At 57.0% G+C, this 25,137-nt stretch carries 24 protein-coding genes; 16 read left to right on the top strand and 8 right to left on the bottom strand.

Features of this window, described 5'->3' with window-relative positions; genetic code table 11:
- Positions 1 to 2 precede the first annotated feature (2 nt).
- Entirely contained in the window at positions 3 to 470 is a 468-nt protein-coding gene (locus tag IE079_RS05620) for a thioesterase domain-containing protein (protein WP_189574080.1), read from the bottom strand.
- Between the two features lie 104 nt (positions 471 to 574).
- Entirely contained in the window at positions 575 to 2,242 is a 1,668-nt protein-coding gene (locus IE079_RS05615) for an AMP-binding protein (protein ID WP_189574077.1), read from the bottom strand.
- Positions 2,243 to 2,579: 337 nt separating this feature from the next.
- Here IE079_RS05615 and IE079_RS05610 point away from each other — a divergent pair, with 337 nt between their 5' ends.
- The 8 genes from IE079_RS05610 to IE079_RS05575 all read left to right on the top strand — a co-directional run bounded on the left by IE079_RS05610 (position 2,580) and on the right by IE079_RS05575 (position 12,394).
- Positions 2,580 to 3,551 (top strand): ABC transporter substrate-binding protein, encoded by a 972-nt coding sequence (locus tag IE079_RS05610; protein WP_189574074.1) that lies wholly within the window; start codon positions 2,580 to 2,582, stop codon positions 3,549 to 3,551.
- 58 nt (positions 3,552 to 3,609) lie between these two features.
- On the top strand, positions 3,610 to 4,518 hold the full coding sequence (locus tag IE079_RS05605) for an ABC transporter permease (RefSeq protein WP_189574071.1): 909 nt from the start codon (positions 3,610 to 3,612) through the stop codon (positions 4,516 to 4,518).
- Between the two features lie 11 nt (positions 4,519 to 4,529).
- Positions 4,530 to 5,324, top strand: coding sequence for an ABC transporter ATP-binding protein (locus IE079_RS05600; RefSeq protein WP_189574068.1), 795 nt, complete (start codon positions 4,530 to 4,532; stop codon positions 5,322 to 5,324).
- Between the two features lie 340 nt (positions 5,325 to 5,664).
- Complete coding sequence (locus tag IE079_RS05595) at positions 5,665 to 7,803, top strand: adenosylcobalamin-dependent ribonucleoside-diphosphate reductase (protein WP_189574065.1); 2,139 nt, start codon at positions 5,665 to 5,667, stop codon at positions 7,801 to 7,803.
- 26 nt (positions 7,804 to 7,829) lie between these two features.
- Positions 7,830 to 8,522, top strand: a complete 693-nt coding sequence (locus tag IE079_RS05590; protein WP_189574062.1) for a TSCPD domain-containing protein — start codon at positions 7,830 to 7,832, stop codon at positions 8,520 to 8,522.
- Positions 8,523 to 8,803: 281 nt separating this feature from the next.
- Positions 8,804 to 9,559, top strand: coding sequence for a hypothetical protein (locus IE079_RS05585; protein WP_189574059.1), 756 nt, complete (start codon positions 8,804 to 8,806; stop codon positions 9,557 to 9,559).
- Between the two features lie 62 nt (positions 9,560 to 9,621).
- Positions 9,622 to 10,784, top strand: a protein-coding gene (locus IE079_RS05580; protein WP_189574056.1) for an IS3 family transposase whose coding sequence is annotated in 2 segments (ribosomal slippage) — positions 9,622 to 9,877 and positions 9,877 to 10,784 — 1,164 coding nt in all. Because the reading frame shifts where the segments join, the coding sequence is not laid out codon by codon here.
- A gap of 578 nt (positions 10,785 to 11,362) precedes the next feature.
- On the top strand, positions 11,363 to 12,394 hold the full coding sequence (locus tag IE079_RS05575) for a hypothetical protein (protein ID WP_189574054.1): 1,032 nt from the start codon (positions 11,363 to 11,365) through the stop codon (positions 12,392 to 12,394).
- Between the two features lie 336 nt (positions 12,395 to 12,730).
- Here the strand turns inward: IE079_RS05575 and IE079_RS05570 are convergent, their stop codons facing one another.
- Positions 12,731 to 13,858 (bottom strand): zinc-binding dehydrogenase, encoded by a 1,128-nt coding sequence (locus IE079_RS05570; protein WP_189574051.1) that lies wholly within the window; start codon positions 13,856 to 13,858, stop codon positions 12,731 to 12,733.
- A gap of 214 nt (positions 13,859 to 14,072) precedes the next feature.
- Here IE079_RS05570 and IE079_RS05565 point away from each other — a divergent pair, with 214 nt between their 5' ends.
- Positions 14,073 to 14,633 carry an AMIN-like domain-containing (lipo)protein gene (locus IE079_RS05565; RefSeq protein ID WP_227712336.1) on the top strand — a complete coding sequence of 187 codons (561 nt, stop codon included), beginning with the start codon at positions 14,073 to 14,075 and terminating at the stop codon, positions 14,631 to 14,633.
- A gap of 461 nt (positions 14,634 to 15,094) precedes the next feature.
- Here the strand turns inward: IE079_RS05565 and IE079_RS19080 are convergent, their stop codons facing one another.
- Entirely contained in the window at positions 15,095 to 15,334 is a 240-nt protein-coding gene (locus IE079_RS19080; RefSeq protein ID WP_227712335.1) for a T6SS effector amidase Tae4 family protein, read from the bottom strand.
- A 566-nt stretch (positions 15,335 to 15,900) separates the two neighbouring features.
- On the opposite strand from IE079_RS19080, the gene IE079_RS05555 reads away from it, so the two are divergent.
- Positions 15,901 to 16,440 (top strand): cytochrome b, encoded by a 540-nt coding sequence (locus IE079_RS05555; RefSeq protein ID WP_189574045.1) that lies wholly within the window; start codon positions 15,901 to 15,903, stop codon positions 16,438 to 16,440.
- 201 nt (positions 16,441 to 16,641) lie between these two features.
- Here the strand turns inward: IE079_RS05555 and IE079_RS05550 are convergent, their stop codons facing one another.
- The 3 genes from IE079_RS05550 to IE079_RS05540 all read right to left on the bottom strand — a co-directional run bounded on the left by IE079_RS05550 (position 16,642) and on the right by IE079_RS05540 (position 18,570).
- Positions 16,642 to 17,121, bottom strand: a complete 480-nt coding sequence (locus tag IE079_RS05550) for a hypothetical protein (protein WP_189574043.1) — start codon at positions 17,119 to 17,121, stop codon at positions 16,642 to 16,644.
- On the bottom strand, positions 17,118 to 17,552 hold the full coding sequence (locus IE079_RS05545; protein ID WP_189574041.1) for a hypothetical protein: 435 nt from the start codon (positions 17,550 to 17,552) through the stop codon (positions 17,118 to 17,120). Before IE079_RS05545 ends, IE079_RS05550 begins: the two co-directional genes overlap by 4 nt.
- A gap of 397 nt (positions 17,553 to 17,949) precedes the next feature.
- Positions 17,950 to 18,570 carry a hypothetical protein gene (locus IE079_RS05540; RefSeq protein WP_189574038.1) on the bottom strand — a complete coding sequence of 207 codons (621 nt, stop codon included), beginning with the start codon at positions 18,568 to 18,570 and terminating at the stop codon, positions 17,950 to 17,952.
- A 104-nt stretch (positions 18,571 to 18,674) separates the two neighbouring features.
- Here IE079_RS05540 and IE079_RS05535 point away from each other — a divergent pair, with 104 nt between their 5' ends.
- Positions 18,675 to 19,283: a Crp/Fnr family transcriptional regulator gene (locus IE079_RS05535; protein ID WP_189574034.1), complete on the top strand. Its 609-nt coding sequence runs from the start codon at positions 18,675 to 18,677 to the stop codon at positions 19,281 to 19,283.
- 206 nt (positions 19,284 to 19,489) lie between these two features.
- Here IE079_RS05535 and IE079_RS05530 read toward each other — a convergent pair whose 3' ends face one another.
- Complete coding sequence (locus tag IE079_RS05530) at positions 19,490 to 19,813, bottom strand: thioredoxin family protein (RefSeq protein ID WP_189574032.1); 324 nt, start codon at positions 19,811 to 19,813, stop codon at positions 19,490 to 19,492.
- A gap of 363 nt (positions 19,814 to 20,176) precedes the next feature.
- Here IE079_RS05530 and IE079_RS05525 point away from each other — a divergent pair, with 363 nt between their 5' ends.
- The 5 genes from IE079_RS05525 (at position 20,177) to IE079_RS05505 (ending at position 25,125) form a co-directional block, all read left to right on the top strand.
- Complete coding sequence (locus tag IE079_RS05525; protein WP_189574029.1) at positions 20,177 to 21,376, top strand: serine hydrolase domain-containing protein; 1,200 nt, start codon at positions 20,177 to 20,179, stop codon at positions 21,374 to 21,376.
- 224 nt (positions 21,377 to 21,600) lie between these two features.
- Positions 21,601 to 21,891: a hypothetical protein gene (locus tag IE079_RS05520; protein WP_189574026.1), complete on the top strand. Its 291-nt coding sequence runs from the start codon at positions 21,601 to 21,603 to the stop codon at positions 21,889 to 21,891.
- Positions 21,892 to 22,076: 185 nt separating this feature from the next.
- Complete coding sequence (locus IE079_RS05515; protein WP_189574023.1) at positions 22,077 to 22,235, top strand: PFL_1563 family small protein; 159 nt, start codon at positions 22,077 to 22,079, stop codon at positions 22,233 to 22,235.
- Positions 22,236 to 22,554: 319 nt separating this feature from the next.
- Positions 22,555 to 23,739, top strand: a complete 1,185-nt coding sequence (locus IE079_RS05510) for a M24 family metallopeptidase (protein WP_189574021.1) — start codon at positions 22,555 to 22,557, stop codon at positions 23,737 to 23,739.
- Positions 23,740 to 23,811: 72 nt separating this feature from the next.
- Entirely contained in the window at positions 23,812 to 25,125 is a 1,314-nt protein-coding gene (locus IE079_RS05505; protein ID WP_189574019.1) for a D-amino acid dehydrogenase, read from the top strand.
- Positions 25,126 to 25,137: the final 12 nt, after the last annotated feature.

The following is a 25,137-nucleotide window of genomic DNA, read 5'->3' as shown; positions in this document are numbered from 1 at the left end:
CCCTACCGGGCCCTGACCACAAACCGCCCCTCGAAGAAGGCGGCTGCCGGCCCCTCCGGTTCCAGCCCGGGGGTGCCACAATAAAGCCCGGATTTGAGGGCAACCCTGGCGCGCCCGCGCCGCTTGAGCATGGTCAGGAAGCGCTCCCATTCGGCCGGCTCCGGCAACTGGCAGATGGCGAAAAAATCGCTGTCCACCGGCTGGCCGTAGTCCATGCTGCCGCTCTGGATCACCACCGTGCCGTCCACTGCCGCGTCTTCCACGGCCAGCTCGATCAGAACCCACGCGGCCAGTACCGCGACCGAGTAGACCGCACCACCAAAGCCGGTGCCCTGGTGGTTGCTGTTGGGCGCCAGTGGTGCCCCCACCAGCAACTGCCGACCATCGTAGTGCAGCAATTCCGTGCCCATGGCATGGGTCAACGGAATGACGTCGTGAATGCGTTGCTGAAAATCGTCCAGGCGACTCATGACAGGTATCCCTCAGAAACACAAAAACCGACCCCCCGGGGGATCGGTTTCCGGGAATTGATTCGATCGCCGGCCAGCGAGACACGGCGACCGGTGCAGCCGGGCTACTCCCAGATTATGGTCTTTTCCTGAGCATACCAGTCGTCCACCTTCTTGCGGTAGGCATCCTCCACCACGTTGCGCTTGAGCTTCATGGTCGGGGTCAGGAAGTCATTCTCGATGGTCCAGGGCTCGTCCACCACCACCATGAAACGCAGGTGCTCGTGAGGGTCCAGAGTCTGGTTGACGTCCTTGAGCAGTTCCGTAAAGTTCTTTTCCAGCTCCTTGCGGAATTCCGGGTCGTCCCGTTTCTCCTGGGCTGCCTCCGACAGCATGACCAGACAGAACGGTGACACCTGGTTTTCGCCAGACACGCACACCGCCTCGATATGGTCATCCCGCATCAGCTTGTTTTCGATGGGGGCCGGTGCCACGTACTTACCCTTGCTGGTCTTGAAGATTTCCTTCAGGCGGCCAGTCAGCCGCAGCCGGCCCAGCTCGTCAATCTCGCCCACATCACCGGTACGCAGGAAGCCGTCCTCGGTGAAGGCCTCTTTAGTGCGCTCCTCATCCTTGTAGTAGCCCATCATCGTGGCCGGGCTCTTCACCAGCACCTCGCCATGGTCGCCGATCTTGCACTCCACCCCGGGCAGCGCCTCACCCACGTAGCCGGTACGTGCCCGGCCCGGCTGGGTGGTGTGGGAGTAGGCAATGTTCTCGGACATGCCATAACCTTCCAGCAGTTCCAGCCCCAGATTGCGATACCATTCCAGGATATCGTGCGACAGGGGCGCCGAGCCGGAGCCGGCGTAGCGCACGTGCTGCAGGCCCAGGTTGGTGAGAATCTTCTTCTTGATGATGCGGTTGAGCAGCGGGATCTTCAGCAGCTTCTCCAGCTTCTCCCTGGGCATCTTCTCGAACACACCATGCTGAAACTTGGTCCAGATACGGGGCACGGCGATGAACAGGGTGGGCTCGCAACGCTGCAGGTCCTCGACAAAGGTGTCCAGGTTGTTGGCAAAATACAGATGGAAGCCCTTGTTCATGGACGTCAGCTCACCCACATAGCGCTCGAAAACGTGAGCCAGGGGCAGATAGGACAGGTAACGGTCCTCGCTGGTGACTTCCAGCCGGTCGGCGGCACCGGTGGCAGCGTAGGCCAGGTTGGCAAAGCTGAGCATCACGCCCTTGGGCCGGCCGGTACTGCCGGAGGTGTAAACAATGGTGGCCAGTTCATCGGGATCGCGCCGGGTATTTTCGGACATGGGCGGGTGCTCCGCCACGATGTCATCCCAGGTCTTGAAGTTGGTGGACGGGCTCAGAGGATAGGTAATGCAGTGCACGGAATCCGGCACCCCCGGCTTCATGGACTCCCAGTCGTCCAGTTTGCCCACGAACAGTACCGGGATCTCGGCGTGTTCGATGATATAACTGACGGTATCCGCATTCAGGGTCGGGTACAGCGGTACCGACACATGGCCCGCCATCCAGATGGCCCAGTCAGACATGAGCCAGTGGGCGCAGTTCTTGGAGACGATGCCAATACGGCTCTTCTCCGGCAGATCGAGGGATTTCAGGTAGGTGGCCATGCGACGGGCTTCCCCCACTGCCCTGCGCCAGGTGTACTCGGTAACGTCGCCGTTGCTGAGGGGCTGGGTCATGTAGACCTGCTCCGCGCGGGCCGTCTCCCAGTGATAAATCATGTCTAGCGGTAATTTTTGTTGTGTACTCATGCGTCTTCCCTAAGACCTCTGGCTGAGAGGCGCCCTCGCCATCATGGGCCGCGCCTGTTTGTTGTTATCGTTGAAATTTCCGAAACTGGTCACCGGATTAACAGAAGACTATTGCATCTTGGCCATGGCCGTCAAAGCGTGTTGCAGATAACGTTTACATATCCACAATCCGTTGGCATCCGTTTCTGCACGCTCCGGGCCCATGCAGGGGATAACACCGGGGTACCCGAAGCTGCGCAAAACCGATGGCCCTGTGATAAACTCCCGCCTTCTTTTTCAGCCGGCCCGGCAACGCCGTGCCTCATAATCCCCCACATATGTTCTGGAGAAATGGCTCATGGCCAAGATTTTTCTGCGAATTCTGGCAACCGCCCTGCTGCTGACCGGGTTCGGTCTGGCCCAGGCAGAGCAAGGCAAGACCGTTGCCATCACCCAGATTGTAGAGCATCCCGCGCTGGATGCCGTCCATCAGGGCGTCAAGGATGAACTGGCCGCACAGGGATATGAAGAAGGCACCAACCTGACCCTGATGCACGAAAGCGCCCAGGGCAACTCCGCCATCGCCGCCCAGATCGCCCGCAAGTTTGCCGGCGAACAGCCCGACGTGATCGTGGCCATTGCCACCCCGTCCGCCCAGACCATGGCCGCCGCCACCCGCAACCTGCCGGTAGTGTTCTCCGCCGTTACCGACCCGGTGGGCGCCAAACTGGTGGAAAGCCTCGAAGCCCCCGGCCGCAACATAACCGGTGTCAGCGACATGCTGCCGCTGGAGCGCCACATGGACATGCTGCTGCGGGTGGTACCGGAGGCCAAAACCATCGGCACCGTATACAACCCCGGCGAAGCCAATGCCGTGGCCCTGGTCGAGATGCTGGAAGAGACCCTGGAAAAGCGCGGGCTGACCCTTGAGAAAGCCGCCGCCACCAAGACCTCCGAAGTGCTCGGCGCCGCACGCTCCCTGTCCGGCAAGGTCGATGCCATCTACCTGACCACCGACAACACCGTGATCAGTGCCGCCGAGGCCGTGATCTCTGTTGGCGAGCGCGCCAAAATCCCCGTATTTGCCGCTGATACCGCCACCGTCGAGCGCGGCGCCGTCGCTGCCATGGGCTTTGACTACTACGACCTGGGTCGCCAGACCGGTAGCATGGTTGCGCGCATCCTGGAAGGCACCGCCCCGGCCGATATTGCGGTGGAAACCGTTGACCAGCTGGAACTGTTCGTGAACCCGGGTGCCGCCGAAAAAATGGGCATCACCCTGGACGACGACCTGATCTCCGAAGCCGCCAAAGTTATCGGCAGCGAGTAAATCCCCGGGGCCCGGCTTTCACTGCCGGGCCTGCACCAGGCCTCAGCGAACCCTGCTCATGCTTAGTCAAATCGCCTTTTTCGGTGCCCTGGAGACCGGCCTTATCTATGGTCTGGTGGCCTTCGGTATCTACATCTCCTTCCGGGTGCTGGACTTTCCGGACCTGACCGTGGACGGCAGCTTCCCCCTGGGTGCCGCCGTCGCCGCCGTACTGATCCTCGGCGGCTGGAACCCCTGGCTGGCCACCCTGATGGCCGTATTCGCCGGCATGGCCGCCGGTGCTGTGACCGCGCTACTGAACGTCAAGCTGAATATTCTCAACCTGCTGGCCTCCATCCTCACCATGATTGCGCTCTACTCCGTGAACCTGCGCATCATGGGCAGCCCCAACCTGGCGCTGCTGTATGAAGGAACCGTGGTCACCTGGTGGGAAAACCAGTTCTCCCCGGAAAACTACTACATGGCCCCCGTGGCCCTGTTCCTGGTGGTCGCCGTGGTGGTTCTGGTATTGCTGTGGCGCTTCATGAAGTCCGAGGTTGGCCTGTCCATGCGGGCCACCGGCGCCAACCCACGCATGGCCCGGGCCCAGGGCATTGCCACCGGCGGCATGATCATCCTGGGTGTGGCCCTGTCCAACGGCCTGGTGGGCATGGCCGGTGCCCTTTTTGCCCAGAGCCAGGGCGCTGCCGATGTCACCATGGGCGTGGGGGTGATTGTGATCGGCCTGGCGTCACTGATCGGCGGTGAAGCCCTGGTCACACCCACGAGTGTGCTGCGGGCACTGATTGCCTGCGTGGTGGGAGCCATCGTCTACCGCCTGGCCATCGCCTTTGCCCTTAACGCCGACATGCTGGGTCTGCAGGCCCAGGACCTGAACCTGATCACCGCCGTACTGGTGACCCTGGCCATCGTGCTGCCCGGCTTCCGCACCAAGCTGCAAGCTCGAATGACCCGCAACAAGGCCTGAAGGAGCGCGACATGATCAGTGCAGAGAATCTCGAGCTTACCTTCGGCCAGGGCACACCCCTGGAGAACCCGGCCCTGCGGGGCATGAGCCTGACCGTCAACCAGGGCGAATTCGTGACCGTGATCGGCAGCAACGGCGCCGGCAAGTCCACCTTCCTGAACGCGCTGGCCGGTGAAGTCATCGTCGACAGTGGCCGCATCGAGGTGGACGGCCAGGATGTGACCAGGCTGCCCACCCACAAGCGCGCGCACCGTGTGGCCCGGGTGTTCCAGGATCCACTGGCCGGCACCTGTGAAGGCCTGACCATCGAGGAAAATCTGGCTCTGGCCATCAAACGGGGCCAGCGCCGGTGGCTGACCAGCGCCGTCAAACGCAGCTATCTGGACCGGTTCCGCGCGGCCCTGGCCAAGCTCAACCTGGGCCTGGAGAACCGCCTGACGGACAAGATGGGGCTGCTCTCCGGCGGCCAGCGCCAGGCCGTGAGCCTGCTGATGGCCAGCCTGACGCCCTCCTCCATCCTGCTGCTGGACGAGCACACTGCCGCGCTGGACCCGAAAACCGCCCGCTTCGTGCTGGAGCTGACCCAGGATATCATCACCGAGCAGAAGCTCACCGCCCTGATGGTCACCCACAGCATGAAGCAGGCCCTGGAGGTGGGTGACCGTACGGTGATGCTGCACCAGGGCCAGGTGGTGTTCGACATCGCCGGCCCGGAGCGCAAAGGTCTGGAAGTAAAGGACCTGCTGGATCTGTTCGAACAACAGCGCGGCCTGCAGGTGGAAGACGACAGCCTGCTGCTGGGCTGACACCACCGCGAGGAAAATCCCCGATGTGGGCAAGGCCTGACCCGGAACCGGGCCTCGCTCACATTTCCGCAACCTGTCACTTAACTGGTGAGGTGTCACAAAGCCTTGTCCTGTCTGGCTTACCGGCGTTGCAACCGTTTTGCTGATAATTTTTTTGCAACATACCCCCTCTTTCAATAGCCCCTCTTTTCTTCACACAACACTATATAGTGTCTATACTCTCGTTCATTCTAACTAGATATAGTGTTTGGCCCACATCCCCGACAGGGCGGCCAAACCCGTAGTGAGCGCCGGTCTGACGGCGTTCGGACCAAAAAAATCCGATAAATCGAGGGTGGAGATGAGCGCAAAATTACAGGTAGTAACCACAGATATTCCGATGCAGGATGCCTCACTGGACATCTGGAACAGCAAATACCAGCTGAAAACCAAGACTGGCGAGCCGGTAGACACCACCATCGATGACACCTACCAGCGGGTTGCCCGCGCCCTGTCCGAGGTGGAGCCCAAGGCCAAGCGCGGCCAGTACATGAAGGAGTTCATCTGGGCCCTGCAGAACGGCGCCATTCCGGCCGGCCGGATTACCTCCAACGCAGGCGCCGAGGCCCACAAGCCGGCCACCTCCACCATCAACTGCACTGTGTCCGGCACCATCAGCGACTCCATGAACGACATCCTGGAGAAGAACCACGAAGCAGGCCTGACCCTCAAGGCTGGCTGCGGTATCGGCTACGAGTTCTCCACCCTGCGCCCCCGCGGTGCCTACGTGGCCGGCGCCGGCGCCACCACCTCCGGCCCGCTGTCGTTCATGGATATCTTCGACCGCATGTGCTTCACCGTGTCCTCCGCCGGTGGCCGCCGTGGTGCCCAGATGGCCACCTTCGACGTGCACCATCCGGACGTGATCGAATTCATCCAGGCCAAGCGTGAAGACGCCCGCCTGCGCCAGTTCAACCTGTCGCTGCTGATCACCGAAGACTTCATCGAAGCCGTGCGCAACGGCGACGACTGGCACCTGTCCTTCCCGGTTACCGCGAAAGAAGCCGAGCACGAAGGCCTGGACCTGAACGATAGCAGCCAGTTCGTCTACCGTGACTTCCCCAAGACGGAAGGCTATGTCACCAACGACGAAGGCAAGGTCGCCTGCCGCATCTACCGGACCCTGAAGGCCCAGTTCATCTGGGACACCATCATGACGTCTACCTACGACTACGCGGAGCCGGGTTTCATCCTCATCGACAAGGTGAACCAGATGAACAACAACTGGTTCTGCGAGGAAATCCGCGCCACCAACCCCTGTGGCGAGCAGCCCCTGCCTCCTTATGGCAGCTGCCTGCTGGGCTCGGTGAACCTGACCAAGTTCGTGGAGAACCCCTTCACCGACAAGGCCAGCTTCAACTATGAAAAGTACCGCGAGGTGGTGGCCGTGTTCACCCGCATGCTGGACAACGTGGTGGAGATCAATGGCCTGCCCCTGAAAGAACAGCGCCACGAAATCATGAACAAGCGCCGCCACGGCATGGGCATCCTCGGCCTGGGTTCCACCCTGGCCATGCTGCGCATGCCCTACGGCTCTGACGAGTCCGTACAGTTCACCGAAGACGTGGTCCGCGAAATGGCGGTGGAAGGCTGGCGCCAGTCCCTGGCCCTGGCCGAAGAGAAAGGCGCCGCCCCGATCATGGACGAGGAGTTCGAGATCACCCCGAAGATGCTGGCCTGGCGCCCGCAGCTGGCCGAGGATGGCTACAAGCTGGGTGACAAGGTGAAGGGCCGCATCCTCCACGCCCGGTACAGCAACTACATGAAGCGCATTGCCGAGGTAGAGCCGGAACTGGTGGAAAAGCTGGCGGAAAAAGGTGGCCGCTTTACCCACCACACCTCCATCGCGCCCACCGGCACCATCAGCCTTTCACTGGCCAACAACGCCAGCAACGGCATCGAGCCGAGCTTCTCGCACCACTACGCCCGTAACATCATCCGGGAGGGTCGCAAGACCAAGGAAAAAGTCGACGTCTTCAGCTTCGAACTGCTGGCCTACCGGCACCTGATTAACGCCGGTGCCATGCCCTTCTCCGAAGACGAAGACAAGAAGCTGCCGTCTTACTTCACTACCTCCGACGACGTCAGCCCGACCCAGCACGTGGACATCCAGGCCGCGGCCCAGAAGTGGGTGGACTCGTCCATCTCCAAGACCGCCAACGTGCCCACAGACTTCGCGTACCCGGACTTCAAGAACATCTACATGTACGCCTACGAGCAGGGCCTGAAGGGCTGCACTACCTTCCGCTTCAACCCGGAAGCCTTCCAGGGCGTACTGGTGAAAGAGTCCGATCTGGAGAACACTCTCTACGAATTCACCCTGGACGATGGCAGCAAGGTTACCTTCAAGGGCAATGAGAAAGTCGAGTACGACGGCGAAATCCACACCGCCGCCAACCTCTTCGACGCCCTCAAAGAAGGCACCTACGGCAAATACTGATCCGGCAACTGACAGGAAACATGACCATGACAGCGAAAATTACCAACCAGATCGTCGGCTACCGGGTCAAGAAAGCGGACCCGGAGGCCCAGGCTCAGGCCGCCGAACAGGCAAAGCCTCAGCCCATCCAGATGAACGAGACCATCGAGCGGCCGGACTTCCTGCTGGGTACCACCTACAAGATCAAGCCGCCGGTGGCCGAGCACGCGATGTACATCACCATCAACGACATCCTGCTCAACGAAGGCACCGACCACGAAAGCCGGCAGCCCTACGAAGTGTTCATCAACTCCAAGTCCATGGAGCACTTCCAGTGGGTCATCGCCCTCACCCGGGTTATCTCCGCCGTATTCCGCAAGGGCGGCGACGTAACCTTCCTGGTGGAAGAGCTGCGCTCGGTGTATGACCCCAACGGTGGCTACTTCAAGAAAGGGGGCGTGTTTATGCCGTCCCTGGTGGCTGAGATTGGTGGCGTGATCGAAAGACACCTGAAGGCTATTGGTCTTATTGAGAGTGAAGAGCTGAGTGATGTGACCAAGCGGATTCTGGCGGAGAAGCGGGCTGAGTTTGAGACTGCTCAGAAGACGCCTTCCAACGATGAGAGTGTTGGGGATTATCCGGCTAATGCTACTTTGTGTCCTAAATGCAGCACCAAGGCTGTTGTTATTATGGATGGGTGTGCGACGTGCCTGTCCTGTGGCGACTCTAAGTGTGGTTGAGGTAGCAGGTAGTTTCTGATGAGGAGGCCTGGCGAACGGTGATTGGCCGGGCCTTTTTGTTTGTGGGTGTCATTGTTTGACTGCTTCGTTATTACCCAATAATGGTGTGCAGCCCCGCTCTCCGATTGCACAAGTTGCTGATTTTTCTGAAACCATTACCAAGACCGGTAAAGGATGGTGGAATCATGAAGCGTAATAACGAAGCGGTCAGATTCTCGCTATCATAAAGATGGCCTATCTAGCTGCTGTTATACGATCAAATTCATACACTGGAAGTTACTATGGCAGAATCGATGACCGCAGAAGACTTTTACTTGGAGTTGCCTCTATATTCTAGGATTCAGTGGGAAAGAGATCAGGTTTTCCATATTGCAAAATTGCTTTTTTATGTCGGCACCATTGATTGTTTTTGTCTGGATTGTGGCAAAGATTCGACATTTCGAAATGACCGAAATGGGCTGCCTCTAGAATTGAAGGAAGATACCTATAAAAAAGAGGTTGAAAGATACTCAGCGATATCGGCTGTCACGACTTCTAGCCCTTTAAAAAAACCGGAACCTCCTCTAATCCAGCCCGATATCTACTTGAGTGCATTCTCTTGTGGCAGAAATCACACACACAAACTGCAGTTTTTATACAAGGTTCAAAGCGGCTCACATACCAACGATGATGGTAGCCCGTCGGTAACACAGTTTTTGGAAAAAATCGGTCAGTACCCTTCAATCGCAGCTCTAAATCTTCCTGAAATCAAAAAGTATCGAGCTGTACTACCATATGAAGTCTATTCAGACCTAGCGAAAGGAATAGGCTTGGCTGCACATGATGTCGGTATCGGGTCCTACGTTTATTTGCGTCGAGTATTCGAGCGACTCGTTGAAGATGCGCATATTGTCGCCAAGCATGAATCGGGATGGGATGAGGATTTATATAAGCAGATGAGAATGTCAGAAAAGATCACAGCACTAAAATCTCATCTGCCACAGTTTTTGGTATCCCATGCAGGGCTGTATAGTTTATTGAGTAAAGGCCTTCTGTAGTGGTTCAATGATTCCGGACACCAACGTAGGTGGTAATATCACCACCATAAACGAGGTGTCTGATGACCAGAAAGCGACGTTCTTTTTCTCCTGAGTTCAAACAGGAAGCAGCCAGCCTGGTGCTGGATCAGGGCTACACGATTCCGCAGGCGAGTGTGTCCCTGGGGGTCGGTGAAAGTGCTATCCGACGTTGGGTTAACCAGCTGACCGAGGAGCGTGACGGCGTTACACCAAAGGGTAAGGCGCTAACCCCGGAACAGCGCCGGATTCAGGAGTTGGAAGCCCGCTGCAAGCGGCTTGAAATGGAGAAAGACATACTAAAAAAGGCTACCGCTCTCTTGATGTCGGACGACATGAATCGTACGCGCTGATAGACCAGTTGAGTGAGCGAATGCCTGTTGAAATGGTCTGCAATGCGTTCGATATCAGCCGGTCCAGCTATTATGAGAACCGCCAACGGCGGAACCATATAGACGTTGAGCGTCTGGCTCTGAAGGCCCAGGTAAACCGCCTGTTTACCAAGAGCCGCAGCTCTGCTGGGAGCAGGACGATCAAAGGCATGCTCAACGATGACGGCGTGGTTATTGGCCGCTTCAAGGTTCGACGGTTGATGAGTGAGCTGGGGCTGATCTGTAAGCAGCCAGGCCCTCACGCTTACAAGCAGGCCACCGTTGAACGACCGGATATCCCAAACCATCTGGACCGGGAGTTTGCAGTAGAACAGCCTAACAAAGTCTGGTGTGGTGACATCACCTACATCTGGAGTGGCCAGAGGTGGAGTTATCTGGCCGTTGTGCTGGACCTATATGCCCGGCGCGTTGTTGGTTGGGCGATGTCATCCAGTCCGGATGCGGATCTGGTTGTAAAAGCTCTGGATCACGCCTGGGAGCAACGTGGTCAACCGGAGAAAGCCATGTTCCATTCGGATCAGGGAAGCCAGTATGCCAGCCGTAAGTTCCGTCAGAGGCTCTGGCGCTATCGAATGACACAAAGCATGAGCCGGCGTGGCAACTGCTGGGATAACGCACCGATGGAGAGACTGTTCAGGAGTCTGAAATCGGAGTGGATACCGGCGCTGGGTTACCGAAACCTGCCCGAGGCCCAGAAAGATGTTGGGAGCTACTTGATGGACTACTACAACCGGCAGCGACCTCACGCATTCAACGGTGGCATTCCGCCTGTTGCTGCTGAGGAAAACCTTAAAACACTGTCCGGGATTAGTTGACCACTACATTCACGAACTAAGCGAAGATGAATGTTTGAAGCATTTCTCAGTTGTGAGGCTTGGCATCGAACTGATTTTAGACCAGAAAATTGAAGAGCGGGCAAGGCAAAGAAAGCTCGAGGAAGCGTCTAAAGCTATAAACATGACTTTAGGGTCTATGGGGCAGAACAATACTGGCCCCGCATAACAAGTGACTGTGGTGTCAATCCCATTAATTAGGCCATTTTTTCACGCGGGTAAAGACATGGACAGTCACCCGCAAAAAACCTTCAGCCTGCGGGGCAAGAGAAAAGTACGTGGCAGTGGCAGCTATACTGCCTGGTGCATAATATCGGGAGGTTGGCGGCATGATGCCGGAGACAAAAGTGCCGAGCATAGGCCGTCTGGAAGTAGGCAGTACGGGCCTTCGCAGCCTCCTGGAGCCAAAACTGCTTCCCATACATTAGAATCTGGAGAACCGTTCCGTTGAAGGGCGGGTTAAAACGTTTAGCATTCAGGTGGTGAGAATCGCCCGGAACCGGATTTTCTACAGCTTTGTTAGCTTCTAAAAATGGTTATATTAAATGTCAAGGATTAAAATGGACCTAGAGGAACAGCTTTCTGATTCCAGGTCAAATGAAGCTGCTTATAGAGTTAGGATCGAGAATCTAGGCTCTGCTGTTTTGGATTTGGTAAACCTAAACCCGCAGATACCTGATGGCGTCGAGCTAGTTGAAGTTAAAGATTCCTCAACTGTCGCGGCCAAAGAGCGCCACGCAAAACTATGTGAAGACCTGACGCAAATATTGAAAGATTATTTGTTCGCTGAAAATGAAGAAGTTCAAAATAGAATTCTAGATATAGAAAAAAATCATATTCATCGAATAATCCAAGACATAAATCCTTTCTATTGGCGCGCCTACTTTAAATTGTTTACTGGCTTTATCGAAAAGAGCGTTGAAAGAGTTAGAAAAGAAAGGTCGTCTATGGCATTCGTTATTAGCTCGTCAGAAGATGCGGCTATTGCGATAGATAAATGGTTTTTGGTACAGAATGGAAAAGGCGCACTGGAAACGCTTTTTTTATCGAAGCTGGAGCAGGTTAAAGAGATAGAAAGCACTATAGGAAAAGACTCAAGAGAAGTCGCAATAGCGAACATAGAGCCAGATTCATTTTATGCCACAACATACGTTTTGAAGTTTGAACGTAGCATGTTCTCCGCCAAAAAATTCAACTTTACAGTAGAAGGTCAATTTCGGGAAAAGGAAAAAACTGAAAGTCGTTTTGATTCAGTTTCAACGACGGTGTCCGTTTCGCCAAGGCCCTATGTTCTTTCAATAATAGCCGTATTATCTGCATTATTAGGAGTTTCGCTAAAATATTCCGTGGAACAAAATGCGTCGGCTAGTTTGAGCGAATTCTTTAGCGCACTTGGTACCCAACTAGCAACCGGCCCCGGTATTTCATCCGGTATTTTGGCTTTGCTGATGTTCAACATTTTCGAACACACCTCTCTTAGTAGAAGTATTAAAATAGGTGTTAACTGGCAAGGTGCGCTGCTAGTTGGGGTAGTATGCGGATTGTTTTCTGAGCGGATGATCGAAGCTTTAAAAGCGTTGGTGGGCGCTTAAAGCGCAGAAACGGCACCCCCCTGGACATAATTGGACGCCTCCCCGGGATCAAGGGTGCCAGTCGAAAACTTGCGTGGACAAGCATCCCAGGATGCAACTGCAGTTGTGATCACCGCCTGCCTCGCCCTGGCCGGATGAGGCGGCGTGATCGCGTATCTGGGACAGGCGTTCTCGAAAAAGAAAACGTAAAACCAACGTCCCTGAACCGCTGATCCGGGTGTCCGTAAAACTGGGGCTAGTTCAGAGACATTGGTCCGCAGGCTTACCGTTCACCCAGGCGCTGGAGTCAATCTGACGTCCGCGTACCAGGATCGCCTTGCGGCCAGGCGCTAAACGTTAGCTCTGTGGTTTGATCAGGAATTTCTGTCCGGTCGCCATTTTGCCGTAAGCCGAGATTGCATCCAGTTGTAACGCACCGGCCAGTGACACTTCATGAGTGTAGTGACTGGCGAACGTGGTTTTGATTTCCGCGGCTACGCGTTTGCGCATGGCGATGTTGGTTTCTGTACCCAGTTTTCCTAACGCATTGAACAACAGAAAGCCGTTCACACCCCAGGCAAAACCAAAGTTGCGGTTCAGTGTGATGGGGCCGCGATCAAGACCGCCATAGATATAAACCTGTTTGTAGATGTCAGATCCATACACGCTGTATTCAGTCATGTCGCGAGAGACGGCGGCTTCCATGCAGGTGAGAATATCACTGGCCAGGCGACCGCCACCGATTGGGTCGAAAGCAATAGTAGCGCCGGTGTCGATCAGTGCCTGGGTCAGGTCTGCCATAAAGCTGTCGCTACTGGAGTTGACCACGTATTTGGCACCCTGGTCACGCAGCAGTGCTTCCTGTTCCGGCTTGCGGACGATGTTGACCAGGTCGATGCCGTCGGCGATGCAGATGCGGTTGAGCATTTGCCCGAGGTTAGAGGCGGCAGCAGCGTGAACGATAGCCTTGTGACCTTCGGCGCGCATGGTTTCTACCATGGCCAATGACGTTAGCGGATTCACAAAGCTTGAAGCGGCTTCGTCTGCCGTCGTACCCGATTCCAGTTCCAGACAGCTTTGAACATTGGCACAGAGGTATTTGCGGTAGCTACCGCCGCCAATGAACGCAACGGTTTTGCCCACCAGGCTTTGCGCTGCGGCGGATGAGCCTGCAGCGACAACGGTACCGGCGCCTTCATTGCCCACGGGTATGGGCTTGCCAACACGCTTTTTAACGGCGCCCATGAATTTGGCCGGAACATCGGCACTGATGACCGGGCGATCGGCGCTACCGGATTGACTGGCCGTCGTCATATCAGCCGCGCTGAACATCACTCCCAGGTCAGACGGGTTGATAGGGGCGGCTTCGACGCGGATGACCACCTGGTTTTCGCCCGGCTGCGGGATCTCGATCTCGCGCAGGGCAAGTTCCAGTTTGTTATCTTCACTAATGGTGGAAGTAAGTTCGATGTTGTTATCTGACACTTTTTTCTCCTGCAAAGGTTGAGGGGGCTGGTACTTCGCCAACCGATGTTACCCCATATAATGAGGGGCAGATATCCAGGACATAGATCGAAACGTGGACAGGCACTCGCAAAAGCTATATCAATCAATGGGCTATAGAACAAACTGGACATCGACCTAAAAACTCGAACCCGGATGACAGCATTCGCCCGAAGTCGAACGAGGAGGAAGGACAGTGAGGATCCGACAGTACACCACAGCAGTTGCTGCAACCGTCTTCATCGCCCTGGCCGGATGCAGCGGCGTTTTGGGCGAACGGGATGGCTCAGCACAGACCCACGCTGGCCCGGAGGCCACCTATACGTCTGAATGGACTGCCGGAATCCTCGACCGGCCGCAGCCAGATGCGCGCCCGGCAACCCTCCTCGCCGTGCGCACTGGCACCCACGACGGCTTCGACCGGATCGTCTTCGAGTTCGATGAACGGGTGCCGGGCTATCACACCGAGTACATTGATCAACCCGTGCGGAAGTGCGGGTCTGGCAAGGTAACACCGGTGGCCGGCGATGGCTGGCTCGAGGTACGGATCTACCCTGCGAATGCGCACACCCGGGAGGGCCAGCCAACGGTCACCGATCGTGAGCGTATGACGGGCCTGCTGGTCCTCTCTGAGCTGGAGCTGACGTGCGACTTCGAGGCTGTCGTGACATGGGTCCTCGGTGTCGAGTCGCCGAACCGCTATCGGGTCCGTGAGCTGAGTAGTCCGCCGCGCCTCGTTGTTGAGGTTCGCCACTGACCTAAGAAAAAGCCATAAAAAGCTATAGACATGATCTGAAAGAGGGACAGGCGCCGCGAATGGAACCGTCCTGTCGTCAAAGCGGTCTTACCCATAGCAGGATGATTGGCTATAGTGTATTTACACCGAAGCCAGCGTGAAAGGAATCAGTTATCGGAAAACCGGGACAGACCTATTTATCCGTCCCGGCGTCATGTTTCCACGGTGGTAAAGCTTTTTTTCGACTGGTTACTTTGAGCGCCTCATCAACAAGTACACAACCGCTCCGATCAGAATCGAAATCGCCAGATAACTAGGCAATGTGACAGAGAAGACGAATCTTGACCCTTCCAAACGTTGCTCGTCCGTCAGAACAGTATCCGTAATGGCATTGTAGCTATATAAAAACACCAGAAAACCGGACACCAATGTCACAATAGCTACGAAACCAGCAGACAGGAACGCCCGCTTACCTTGGGACATCACTTAACCTCCCAGAACCAGATCTTCTTACTGTTATTCAAGTCTGAAACCATACCGAAGAATTCGGCAAAGGACCGATATAGCATCGACGAGCTGGTGATTTCACTCTTGTTCCATAAATCAATATGGTCGCCACTTCGGTTGGCATCTGTCTCATTGCCTCTTTGCCAATAGTCCTTGAAAGCCTTGCCTCTTTTGGCAAGGACAGGCGCCGCCAAAGAAGAAGGCTCAAACCTCACTCCCCTTCGCGGCGAACCACAGCTCAATGGCGCCGGCCACAGCACGCCTGATCAATATTTAGTCATTTCGGGTGATTTTCACCCAACGCCCTCGAATTCAAGCCGAGCAAGGCTCCTGGCAGGGTGCCAGTACGGATGGATTGCTGGATGAGGGCGCCCGATCAGGCTGCTCGTCGTCGCCTGCCCTGCTCCGTCCGCAGGTTTCGGACGTAACGGGCCTCAAACTCGCAGGCTTCCCCTAGCCACTCGTCGGGTGAAAGGCCCAGGCGGTTCAGGATGGTTGGGCTTGATTCCGGGATGTAGCCACGTTCAGGAAGTCCCTTCCAGGTTAAAGTCCAGTCGGCAACTATGTCCGAAGTGTGCTATTTACTCAACATCGCCCATGGCGACGTGGACAGAAATCAAACAGGCTAATAGCCCTGCCCGTTTTGGTAGCATTGTGCCATGGCAGGAAAGGAACGTTCGGGGGACCCGGGCCGTTAAAGTTCTCTATTCTGACTGGAACGATATGTCGATCCAGAACCGCGTTCGTTGTGCGGCGGCAAACAACAACAGAGGGACAGCGTATGCCACAGATTCAGAAATACCCCGCAGGCTGGCGAGTACTGCATTGGCTAATGGCCCTGCTGGTTCTGACGCTGATACCCGTTGGGCTCTGGATGGCTTCGCGTGCGGAAGCGGAGATCTGGGGGGCGCTGACGAACACGTTGTACAGTGTGCACAAAGCCATTGGCTTCAGCGTGCTATTACTGATGATCGTGCGGATCATAGTGAAAGTCAGAATGAAAAGCCCGCCCTATCCGGAGACAATGCCCCGCACACTACAAATGGCGGCCAGGAGCATGCATCACCTCATCTACATACTACTGGTGCTGACACCATTATTTGGCTGGGCCGGTGTCACGGCGTTTCCGGCTCTGACCATAGTGGGCGATTTCAGACTGCCCGCGATGCCTTTTGTCGCCCAGGACGAGGAGTTGGCCTCCCGCCTGTTCTATATACATGGATGGCTTGCGATAACGCTGGCTGTATTGATTGCCGGCCATATCGCGGCAGCTCTGCGCCATTGGCTGCGCAAAGACGGTGTCTTTCAACGGATGGTTTAGCCCGTATAATGGACCGTCTTGGTTCCCCGTCGCAGGGCGAGTTTTCCGCCCGGTTTGGTAGCATTGTGCCATCACAAGAAGGCAAAGATCCTGATTCCTTTAAAGCTCGAACGTTCGGGAAACAGGCACCGCTAACGCTCCTCAGGAAACCGGTACAGATCTATTTTTCGCATCCAGTCAAATAGTTCTCTCCCGGATTCTCTAAATTTCATCGGGACGCACTGGGCACCAAACCTCCAACGGCAACTCCCCAACCTGCTCAAAGAGGGCTATCTCTACGGCCCTGATTTTTTTTTGCCCCTGCTCATCCACATACTCGATGCCTGCGCTTATCGGGTCGCCATCAACCGAGATTCCGTTCACGGTCAGGCACTGTTTTCCATCGCGGGTTCCTTCATGGAAGTTTCGCACTTCTTCATACCAGAACGGAGGTGAAAGGAACTCAACGTGCTCATCAGGATCGGGGCCAAGGTCCGGCTCCATGTCTTCGCTCAGTTTGCGGGACAGATGCTTCTCATAGGTCGCAAAACTGGGATCTGCATTCAGATCGGCGGCCATTTCCTGATACGAAACTTGCAATGGGGCGGCATTTGTCGGCTTCTGCTCTGGAGTTCCGGCACAGCCTGCGATCGAAAGCGCCAGCCCAAGCGTTGTGCCACGGAGGAGTTGAGCCAGGTTCATTTGAGCGCCCTCTCAATTTCCCGATCGGTACTGGCAGTCCGGGACTTCAGAGCCCTGGCAGCCCTGCACAGAAGGCCCGAGCATGAGAGGATGAGTTCCTCTACATCTATCGTGCCACGGGCAGACAATGCGAGCGCGCCAGCAAACAGAAATCTCGCTGTGTATTCCAGTTCGCCGTCTTCTGTTACGTCCATGCTGACGCCTATCCGCCGAATCTGAACACCTATTGATTGCACCACTTCACCAGCGGAAAACGTGACGTTTCCGGCCTTGCCGCTCAATGTCGCAGTGCCATCACTTCCGACGGAGACTGATGCTGGACCGACCTCACGCAAGATGCGAGTTGTAAGACCTTCATTGCGTGCATATGAGAGTTCTAGCAACCGGGCAACGGTAACTTTCAGAGTGTACGTATCCGGACGTGCAGACATAGGAATCCTCCTTGAGCCCAGATTGAATATGGGCAAATCAATCCATTAATGATGTGGCGGCGAGGAAACAAAACCAATGGAGCCAATGTCCTGCGCCGTAGACAGTCTTTCTGATCAAAAAAACACACTACAAAGCGGCGTAAGATTACCACGCTCAGCAACATAGGAAAGTGACGCATCCGACGGCAGTGTAGACCGGGACACCCAAAGAACGATTGGGAAAAGAATGATTGCGACAGGCGCCGCCAAAGAAGAAACCTCTACCACCACTGCCCATCACGGCGGGTCACAGATCAATTGCGCCAGCCGCAGCACGTACGGCAAACGAACAGACATTCCCGAGTAAGCACACAATCCGGATCGTTGGGGACTCTGTACAACCTTATCGTACAGAGTGTCACCGGGTTGGGTCGGTATGCATGGCTTCGCCCCGTGCCACTGCCAGATGATGAGGCTGATGGTGGCTGCCCAGGGCCATGAAGCCCATGAACCCCAGTGCCCGGACTTTCCTCTCATCGCCGGGATCTGATGTCCTTACCACGAGTTCAATTCCCCCGGGCTGCTGGATGGATTCCACCGACCACGGGGAGTTGGCATTCATCCAGGCTGCGTGAGCTGGCACCATTCGCTGAATCGCGGCGACGGTGCGCTCACTGTCGCCACGGATGTGATGTCTGGCGCCCCCTTCCACATTTTCACTGCGGACCCGGGCGTCCAGTGTGACCCTGTGCATATCGATCAGATGTTCACGCAACGCGTTGATATCTACCCGCGACCAATCAGTTTCAGGGTCGTTTTCCAGTATCGTGACGATTTCCTGTACCGCGGCAAAGGCGTCCTGTCCGCTCTCGACCGGCATCCTGCCATCACTGTCGGACTTCATGGTGCCATTGTCACTCAGATGTTGAACCTCGCCATGGTCGTGGGAGTGAGGCGATTGCTGCGAAAAGACCAGCGGAGCAAAGCACAGCAGCAAGGCGCTGGCCAGAATGCGGGGAGGAAAAGAGTGTCGTCTCATGGAATTGCTCCGGACTTCGGGTTAGATGGACTCCGGAACAGTGTAGGCCTCCCTAATACGCCCCTGATATGATTCTGATCATATCATCTGAGAGGAACGGACCGATGAGCTACACGCTGGAAGACTGGGAGCGGGCCGTCCCGGAGTCCTGTCGAACAATCCGAAACATTCCCTCATCCGCCTTCCTGTTCCGCCAGCGGGACCCCGCTGAAGCTATCTTCCTGTTACTTGGCGGAGAGGTCCGATTGCTCCGACACCTGGAAGACGGATCCGTGGTGGGCCTGCATGTCGCCGGCCCCGGAGAGACACTGGCAGAAGCGGCTCTGTTTTCCCCTCACTATCATTGCGATGCACTGGTCACTGATGATGCGCGGGTCATGGTCATCCGTAAACAACCTCTCCTTGAATTGATGTCAGAATCGCCGGAGTTGGGACTTCATCTGACGCGAATTCTTGCCGAGCAGGTAAGGCACCTGCGCAGTACACTTTCGCTACGGAATATTCGCCGGGCCGACGAGCGGGTGATGGCCTGGCTTCGCCTCAGGGCTACCGGAAATCCCCCCGCGGTCGGCATGGAGCAGACCTGGAAAACGGTGGCCGAAGAAATCGGGCTTACCCATGAAGCCCTCTACCGAGCGCTGGCGAAGCTGGAAGAGCGGGGCCGGATACGCCGTGACCCTGGCAGGGTGACGTTACTGAATAAACCGGACTAGGACAGGTGCCGGAAAAAAGGAGCCTCTACCATCTCTGCCCATCAGGCAAGCCACAGCCCAGTGGCGCCAGCCGCAGCACGCTAATCAACATTCAGTTATTTAAGGCGGTTTTCGGGCTGTTCTCTCGAATTCAGGGCTAGCAAGGCTCTTGGCTGGGACTCAGTAGCACCCGCAATCACCCCTCCGTGCTGCTCCAGCCGCGCCGGTCAGTCAATCCGGCGCAGTCCATCCTCAATCGCATCCCGGCCAGTGGGCCTTACAACCCGCGCGACTTCCTCACCATCCTTCAGGAAAATCAAGGTCGGCCAAAGCTTGACACCAAAGGTTCGTCCCAGCCGGCGACCTTTACCATCTTCGACCTTCAGATGGGAGATGGTGCGATGAGCCTCAAGGGCTTCAGCGATAACAGGCTGCGCGGCCTGGCAGTAGCCGCACCATCCAGTGCCAAACTCGATCACCAGCGGCCCGCTAGCCTCATCGATCTGTTCACGTGTGGGTGATTCGGCGCTGTACTGGCTGACAAAGGGCATGCTTAACCTCCCGGTGAGTTCCTGCCCTTCATCATCGCAGAAGTACGCTCAGATAACGAACAGATAACCGGGACAGGCGCCGCCAAAGAAGAAGCCACTCAACATCGCCGGACACCGCCAGAGCTCGATGGGCGTTATCTTTCGATCAGCATCCGATTGCTTTACCGTGACAAGTCCGCCGAAATTCAGCGAACGTGTTCGCAAAAGTCCAGACACTGGCGAAGCTCTGTTGTTATCTATCTGATAGGCTAGCAACGGAGAAGTGACTTCTATCATCGGCGGGCCTGGTCGCCTTGTGCCATTGAGCCAAGCGCCTTCCAGACCTCTGGACCCTCATCAATAAAAAACAGAAGTAGAAGCCTTATGAAAAAATGGATTGTTTCAGTCATCGTTTTGCTGGCGCTTGCGCTCGGTACATTCTGGGCGATGGCTGACAAGGATATGCGCCGGTTGCTCCTGAACATGCCGACCGACACTGATGTTCTTTTCTGGTCAGTTCAGCAACGGGATGCCGTGTTCCGCGCAATGGACCGAGTGCCAATCCTCTCGAAATCGCGCGTAATCGCCGCGGGTGACAACACCCATCCGTTACCCGAAGGGGCACCGCTCGATATGGAGCTGGACATCGATGCCTTTATGGAGTCTCAGCGCACCGCTGCTCTGGTGATCGTTCAGGACGGCAAGATACGGCTTGAGCGATATGGGCTGGATTTCGGTCCCGAAGGCCGCTGGACCAGTTTCTCGGTTGCCAAGTCATTGACCTCGACACTGGTCGGCGCCGCCCTGAAAGACGGGGATATCGAAAGTATTGAAGACACGGTGTCGGACTATATTCCCGATCTCCGAGGTTCCGCCTACGACAATGTCACGATCCGAGAGTTGCTGACAATGACATCGGGCGTGAAATGGAATGAGGATTACGCCGACCCTGAATCCGACGTCGCGTTGTTCAACGCCCACGAAGCTGATCCGGGCGTCGATGTCACTGTCAGTTATATGCGCCAGTTGGAATCTGAAGCGCCTCCAGGCACGAAGTGGGTCTATAAAACCGGCGAAACCAATCTGATCGGCGTACTGGTCAGTTCAGCCACCGGGAAGAGCCTGTCTGATTATCTTTCGGAGAAAATCTGGAAGCCTTTTGGCATGGAGCAGGATGCAAGCTGGCTGCTGGGATCCACGGGGCACGAAATCAGTGGTTGCTGCATACAGGCCTCAACCCGCGACTTCGCGCGATTCGGTCTGTTCATCCTGGGCGGAGGTATGGCCGATGGAGAGCCGGTACTGCCTGATGGCTGGATTGCAGAGGCAACCATGAAGCAGACTGATACCGACAGCCCGGACTATGGTTATGGCTACCAGTGGTGGACGCTGGATGATGGTGCGTTTATGGCGCGGGGGATATTCGGCCAGGGTATTTTCATTGACCCCGAGCGGCAGCTGGTTATCGCGTCGAATGGCAACTGGCCGAAGGCGTCGGCTCGCCAGGGTGGCGACCAGAGTGAAAAGCGTTTGGCCTTTTACAGACAGGTACAGTTGGCGATTGACAGAGAGTCAAGCCCATAGAGAAATCGAGGTGGACAACACCACGGCAACTCATGACGCACCGGGAGTTTGAAACCCGCTGGCAGCGAACCACAGCTCAGTTTCGCCAGCGACAGCCAGCCTTGCCAAGACGGGTAAGTCCGCCTACGTTGATAGGTATACACTTTTCACTTCTGCAGGAAAGTCGCGCGGTAATCCTGTTTGTTTAGCAAAGCAATCCAATTGTTTAATCAGGAGAAAGCCTTATGGATACCAGCCAGATTCCGAAACCCTCTGCCCAGACTGTGGGTATTTCAACACTGGTGCTGAGTCTTCTCGGGCTCATCGCCGGAGCCTGGTATTACCAGGAGCACACGGCCACCAGATCACAACGGCTCAAGCGGCGCGCCAACCGTCAGCTCAAGCGGGTACGAGGTCGGTTTCAGGATGATCACCTGTCCTCCGGCGCCAGAACCGGACTGGCTGTTGGCGCTCTGGGAGCGGCGGCAGCGCTTCTTCTCGGTGGCGCTGAAACCTACCGCCGGACCCGGAAATGACCGGCGCCCCGGAATAGCCGTCGGGCACGTCTGAACCAATGTCCTGGTGACTATTTCGGGGTCAGGTCAGTAGTGGTGATAGTGGGATTGTGGTTTGAAAATTCACACCAGCAATTTTTTCCTGTTTCGGATATAATGGGCGTTTACAGTCGGCGAAAAAGCCGACAGTTAACCTGGAGAACACCATGAGCAAGAAACCCACGAAAGCCACATTAACGACTGCTACCATTGAAGAGCAGACCGCTGCGTTTTTGAAGTCCGGCGGGGCTGTTGAATATGTGGTCAAGGGTAAAAGTGGACAATACGGCTCTACAGGTTCAAAGCATATCAACCTGGGAAAGTAGCCGGGACAGGCGCCGACAAAAAGGCAACCTCCAGCCCCACCTGCTAAAACAGCGAACCGCAGTTTCCATGCACCTGACTCAGCAGGTCAGGTGAATGGGTTGCGGCGTCAAGTCTTGTCTTTTTGCTCTCCTGGCATCGCGGGGCAAGGCAGAAAGCAAGGGCTGACTTCCGGCGTGCATGCCCCAACACGCCTGCTTCGTATATCGCCTCCATCCGGTCAGCGTTGGATCCCGAATTGTCCCCGTTCCCGTTACCTTCCCCGGCCACCGTAATCTGAGCTAGTGTTGTAATAAACCCGCGTCCACCGGAGCCCGGATTATGGACCACAATGCCTATCGCACCGCCCTCACCCAATCCAGCGCCGGCACCGAGCGCTTTTTTCCCCCAGCGGAATTTACCGAACGCCGCAGCCGGGTAGCCCGGGCCATGGCCGAACGGGGGCTGGATGCACTGCTGGTCACCGACCCCGCCGATATTCATTACCTCACCGGTTATAAGACCTTCGAGGTGTCAGTTCATGCCGCTCTGGTCTTTCGTCCTGAGCACTGTTTTTTGCAGGTTCCCTCCATTGAAACCGGGCCGGCGGTCACCACGGCCTGGGTGGACGAGATTGCCGGTTATGACTGGGAAGACGTTACGTCTGTGGTAGCACCCCTGGTCTCGCAACTCCGGGACTGCCATCACGTGGGCATCGACCCCTGGAATGCCGGGCTACGTCATGGACTGATGTACGAACTGACCGCCCATCTGGGAGGTGAGCGCTTTCAGGATTGTGGCGATCTTCTTGATGGCATCCGCCTGATCAAGACCGCGGCCGAGATTCAGTGCCTGCGGGACAGTGCCCGTATTACCGAGGCCGGCCTGCAGGCCGCGATTGCCATGATACGTCCGGGTGTCGATGAGAATGCCATTGCCGCCGCCGGTGCCGGTGCCATGCTGGCGGCAGGCAGCGAGTTCATGAGCCTGCAGCCCATTGTCACCAGCGGCCCGCGCATCGGTGTGATCCACCTTAATCACCAGCAACGCCTTGTTCAGCCCGGCGACCCGGTGTTCCTGGAATTCGGGGCAGCATGGCAGCGTTATACCGCTCCCATGATGCGAACAGTGGTGGCCGGTGAGCCCAGTGCCTATATGCTCATGTTGAGGGATTGTTGTCACCGGATTCATGATGCCCTGCTGGACACCATGCGCCCCGGCAACCGTTTTGACGACGCGGCCCGGGCGGCCGAAGTGGCTCTGGCCCCGGTGGCCGGGGAGGTTTTCTTTTCCGGCGTTTTCGGTTACTCCGTGGGCGCGCAGTTTCCACCCAGCTGGGTTGAAGGGACCGGCTACATTGCCCGGGGGCAGCAACAGCGATTTGCTCCGGGCATGGTCTTTCACCTGCCCCTGTGCCTGCGCCTGCCCGGGCAGTGGGGTATCGGCATGAGCAATACCGTGTTGGTGACCGAGCGGGGGGCGGAGCCACTGACCCACAATGACTGGGAGCTGACGAACTGTGCCTGACTATCATCCCCATGCAAGCAACGGTCTGCGACAGCCACCGGGTGACCGCCCGGGAAGAGCGGGAAGCGTCTGATGAACGTACTGATCGTCGGCGCCGGCGTAGTGGGAGTGACGACCGCCTGGGCGCTGGTCCGACGAGGACACCAGGTGACTGTGGTCGATCGGCTGGAAGGGGCGGCTCTGGAGACCAGCCGGGGCAACGCCGGCCAGCGATCCTACGGTTATGTGTATCCCTGGGCCGCGCCCGACATGGTGGGCAAGGCCCTGCGGGGGCTGTTCAGCCGTTATGGGCCCTTCAAGATCACCAACCCCTGGTCACCACGCACCCTGCAGTTTCTGGCCATGTCGGCCCGCTGCAGCCTGAGCCATGGCCTTTATAACGCCAGCCACGCCGCCCTGCTGGAACTGGCGGAGTTCAGCCGCCACTGTTTCGTGGCGCTGGAAGAGCCCCCCGACGCAAGCTTCGACGGGCAGCACGAAGGCCTGATGGAAGTCGCCGACAACCAGGCCGCCTGCACCGCCCTGCACCAGAAGGCCCGGAGACTGGAAAGCCTGGGCATTGAACATGAATGGCTCAACCCCGACGCTGTCCGGCAACAGGAGCCGGGCATGCAGGGCCCCGGGGCAGTAGCGGGAGGGCTGCTAATGCCCGCTGACGGCACCGGCGACTGCCACCGCTTTACCCGGATGTTGGCGCAGGCCTGTGAAGCCCGCGGCGTGCACTTTCAGTACCGCACCAGCATCACCGACTGGTACCTGGACGACGGACACATACGCGGCGCCTGGCTGCAAAGGCATCCCCCGGACCCGGGCGGGGGGCAGTCGGCACCCGACGTGAAAGACGGGGATTCCCCCCACTACCTGGAAACCGACCAGGTGGTGCTCTGTGCCGGTTGTATGTCCCGTGAGCTGGCCCGGCCACTGGGCCTCAGCCTGCCCATATACCCGGTCAAGGGCTATTCCCTCACCAGCACCATAGACGACGCCGCGAAGGCCCCGCGCTCGACTGTGGTGGACCATGCCTACAAGGCCGCCATTACCCGGCTGGGGGAGCGGGTTCGGGTAACCGGGTTCGTGGAGCTGGCCGGCTTTCAGCGCCACATCCCGCAGCGGCGTTTACAGGTACTACGGGAAGCCTTCGCCTCACGCTTTCCCGGCGCCGCCGACCTTGGCCACGCGGAGCCCTGGACCGGCTTTCGCCCCATGACGCCGGATGGCCCTCCCATACTGGGGTGGGGCCAACAGAAGAACCTGCTGCTCAATACCGGCCACGGTACTTTTGGCTGGACGCTGTCTGCCGGCTGCGGGGAGATCATCGGCCAGTTGCTGGATGGGGAAACACCAGCCATCGACCTTGGCGCCTTCTCCCCCGGACGTTTCACCTGAGCGAAATCGACA

The sequence above is a fragment of the Marinobacter zhanjiangensis genome (assembly GCF_014651935.1).
GTDB classification, from domain to species: Bacteria; Pseudomonadota; Gammaproteobacteria; order Pseudomonadales; family Oleiphilaceae; genus Marinobacter; species Marinobacter zhanjiangensis.
This window is presented reverse-complemented; position numbering and strand designations above follow the sequence as displayed.

What these genes read in the sequence shown, in the direction of transcription:
- IE079_RS05620 (WP_189574080.1), bottom strand. Translation starts at nt 470, where the DNA reads ATGAGTCGCCTGGACGATTTTCAGCAACGCATTCACGACGTCATTCCG.
- IE079_RS05615 (WP_189574077.1), bottom strand. Translation starts at nt 2,242, where the DNA reads ATGAGTACACAACAAAAATTACCGCTAGACATGATTTATCACTGGGAG.
- IE079_RS05610 (WP_189574074.1), top strand. Translation starts at nt 2,580, where the DNA reads ATGGCCAAGATTTTTCTGCGAATTCTGGCAACCGCCCTGCTGCTGACC.
- IE079_RS05605 (WP_189574071.1), top strand. Translation starts at nt 3,610, where the DNA reads ATGCTTAGTCAAATCGCCTTTTTCGGTGCCCTGGAGACCGGCCTTATC.
- IE079_RS05600 (WP_189574068.1), top strand. Translation starts at nt 4,530, where the DNA reads ATGATCAGTGCAGAGAATCTCGAGCTTACCTTCGGCCAGGGCACACCC.
- IE079_RS05595 (WP_189574065.1), top strand. Translation starts at nt 5,665, where the DNA reads ATGAGCGCAAAATTACAGGTAGTAACCACAGATATTCCGATGCAGGAT.
- IE079_RS05590 (WP_189574062.1), top strand. Translation starts at nt 7,830, where the DNA reads ATGACAGCGAAAATTACCAACCAGATCGTCGGCTACCGGGTCAAGAAA.
- IE079_RS05585 (WP_189574059.1), top strand. Translation starts at nt 8,804, where the DNA reads ATGGCAGAATCGATGACCGCAGAAGACTTTTACTTGGAGTTGCCTCTA.
- IE079_RS05575 (WP_189574054.1), top strand. Translation starts at nt 11,363, where the DNA reads ATGGACCTAGAGGAACAGCTTTCTGATTCCAGGTCAAATGAAGCTGCT.
- IE079_RS05555 (WP_189574045.1), top strand. Translation starts at nt 15,901, where the DNA reads ATGCCACAGATTCAGAAATACCCCGCAGGCTGGCGAGTACTGCATTGG.
- IE079_RS05550 (WP_189574043.1), bottom strand. Translation starts at nt 17,121, where the DNA reads ATGAACCTGGCTCAACTCCTCCGTGGCACAACGCTTGGGCTGGCGCTT.
- IE079_RS05545 (WP_189574041.1), bottom strand. Translation starts at nt 17,552, where the DNA reads ATGTCTGCACGTCCGGATACGTACACTCTGAAAGTTACCGTTGCCCGG.
- IE079_RS05540 (WP_189574038.1), bottom strand. Translation starts at nt 18,570, where the DNA reads ATGAGACGACACTCTTTTCCTCCCCGCATTCTGGCCAGCGCCTTGCTG.
- IE079_RS05535 (WP_189574034.1), top strand. Translation starts at nt 18,675, where the DNA reads ATGAGCTACACGCTGGAAGACTGGGAGCGGGCCGTCCCGGAGTCCTGT.
- IE079_RS05530 (WP_189574032.1), bottom strand. Translation starts at nt 19,813, where the DNA reads ATGCCCTTTGTCAGCCAGTACAGCGCCGAATCACCCACACGTGAACAG.
- IE079_RS05525 (WP_189574029.1), top strand. Translation starts at nt 20,177, where the DNA reads ATGAAAAAATGGATTGTTTCAGTCATCGTTTTGCTGGCGCTTGCGCTC.
- IE079_RS05520 (WP_189574026.1), top strand. Translation starts at nt 21,601, where the DNA reads ATGGATACCAGCCAGATTCCGAAACCCTCTGCCCAGACTGTGGGTATT.
- IE079_RS05515 (WP_189574023.1), top strand. Translation starts at nt 22,077, where the DNA reads ATGAGCAAGAAACCCACGAAAGCCACATTAACGACTGCTACCATTGAA.
- IE079_RS05510 (WP_189574021.1), top strand. Translation starts at nt 22,555, where the DNA reads ATGGACCACAATGCCTATCGCACCGCCCTCACCCAATCCAGCGCCGGC.
- IE079_RS05505 (WP_189574019.1), top strand. Translation starts at nt 23,812, where the DNA reads ATGAACGTACTGATCGTCGGCGCCGGCGTAGTGGGAGTGACGACCGCC.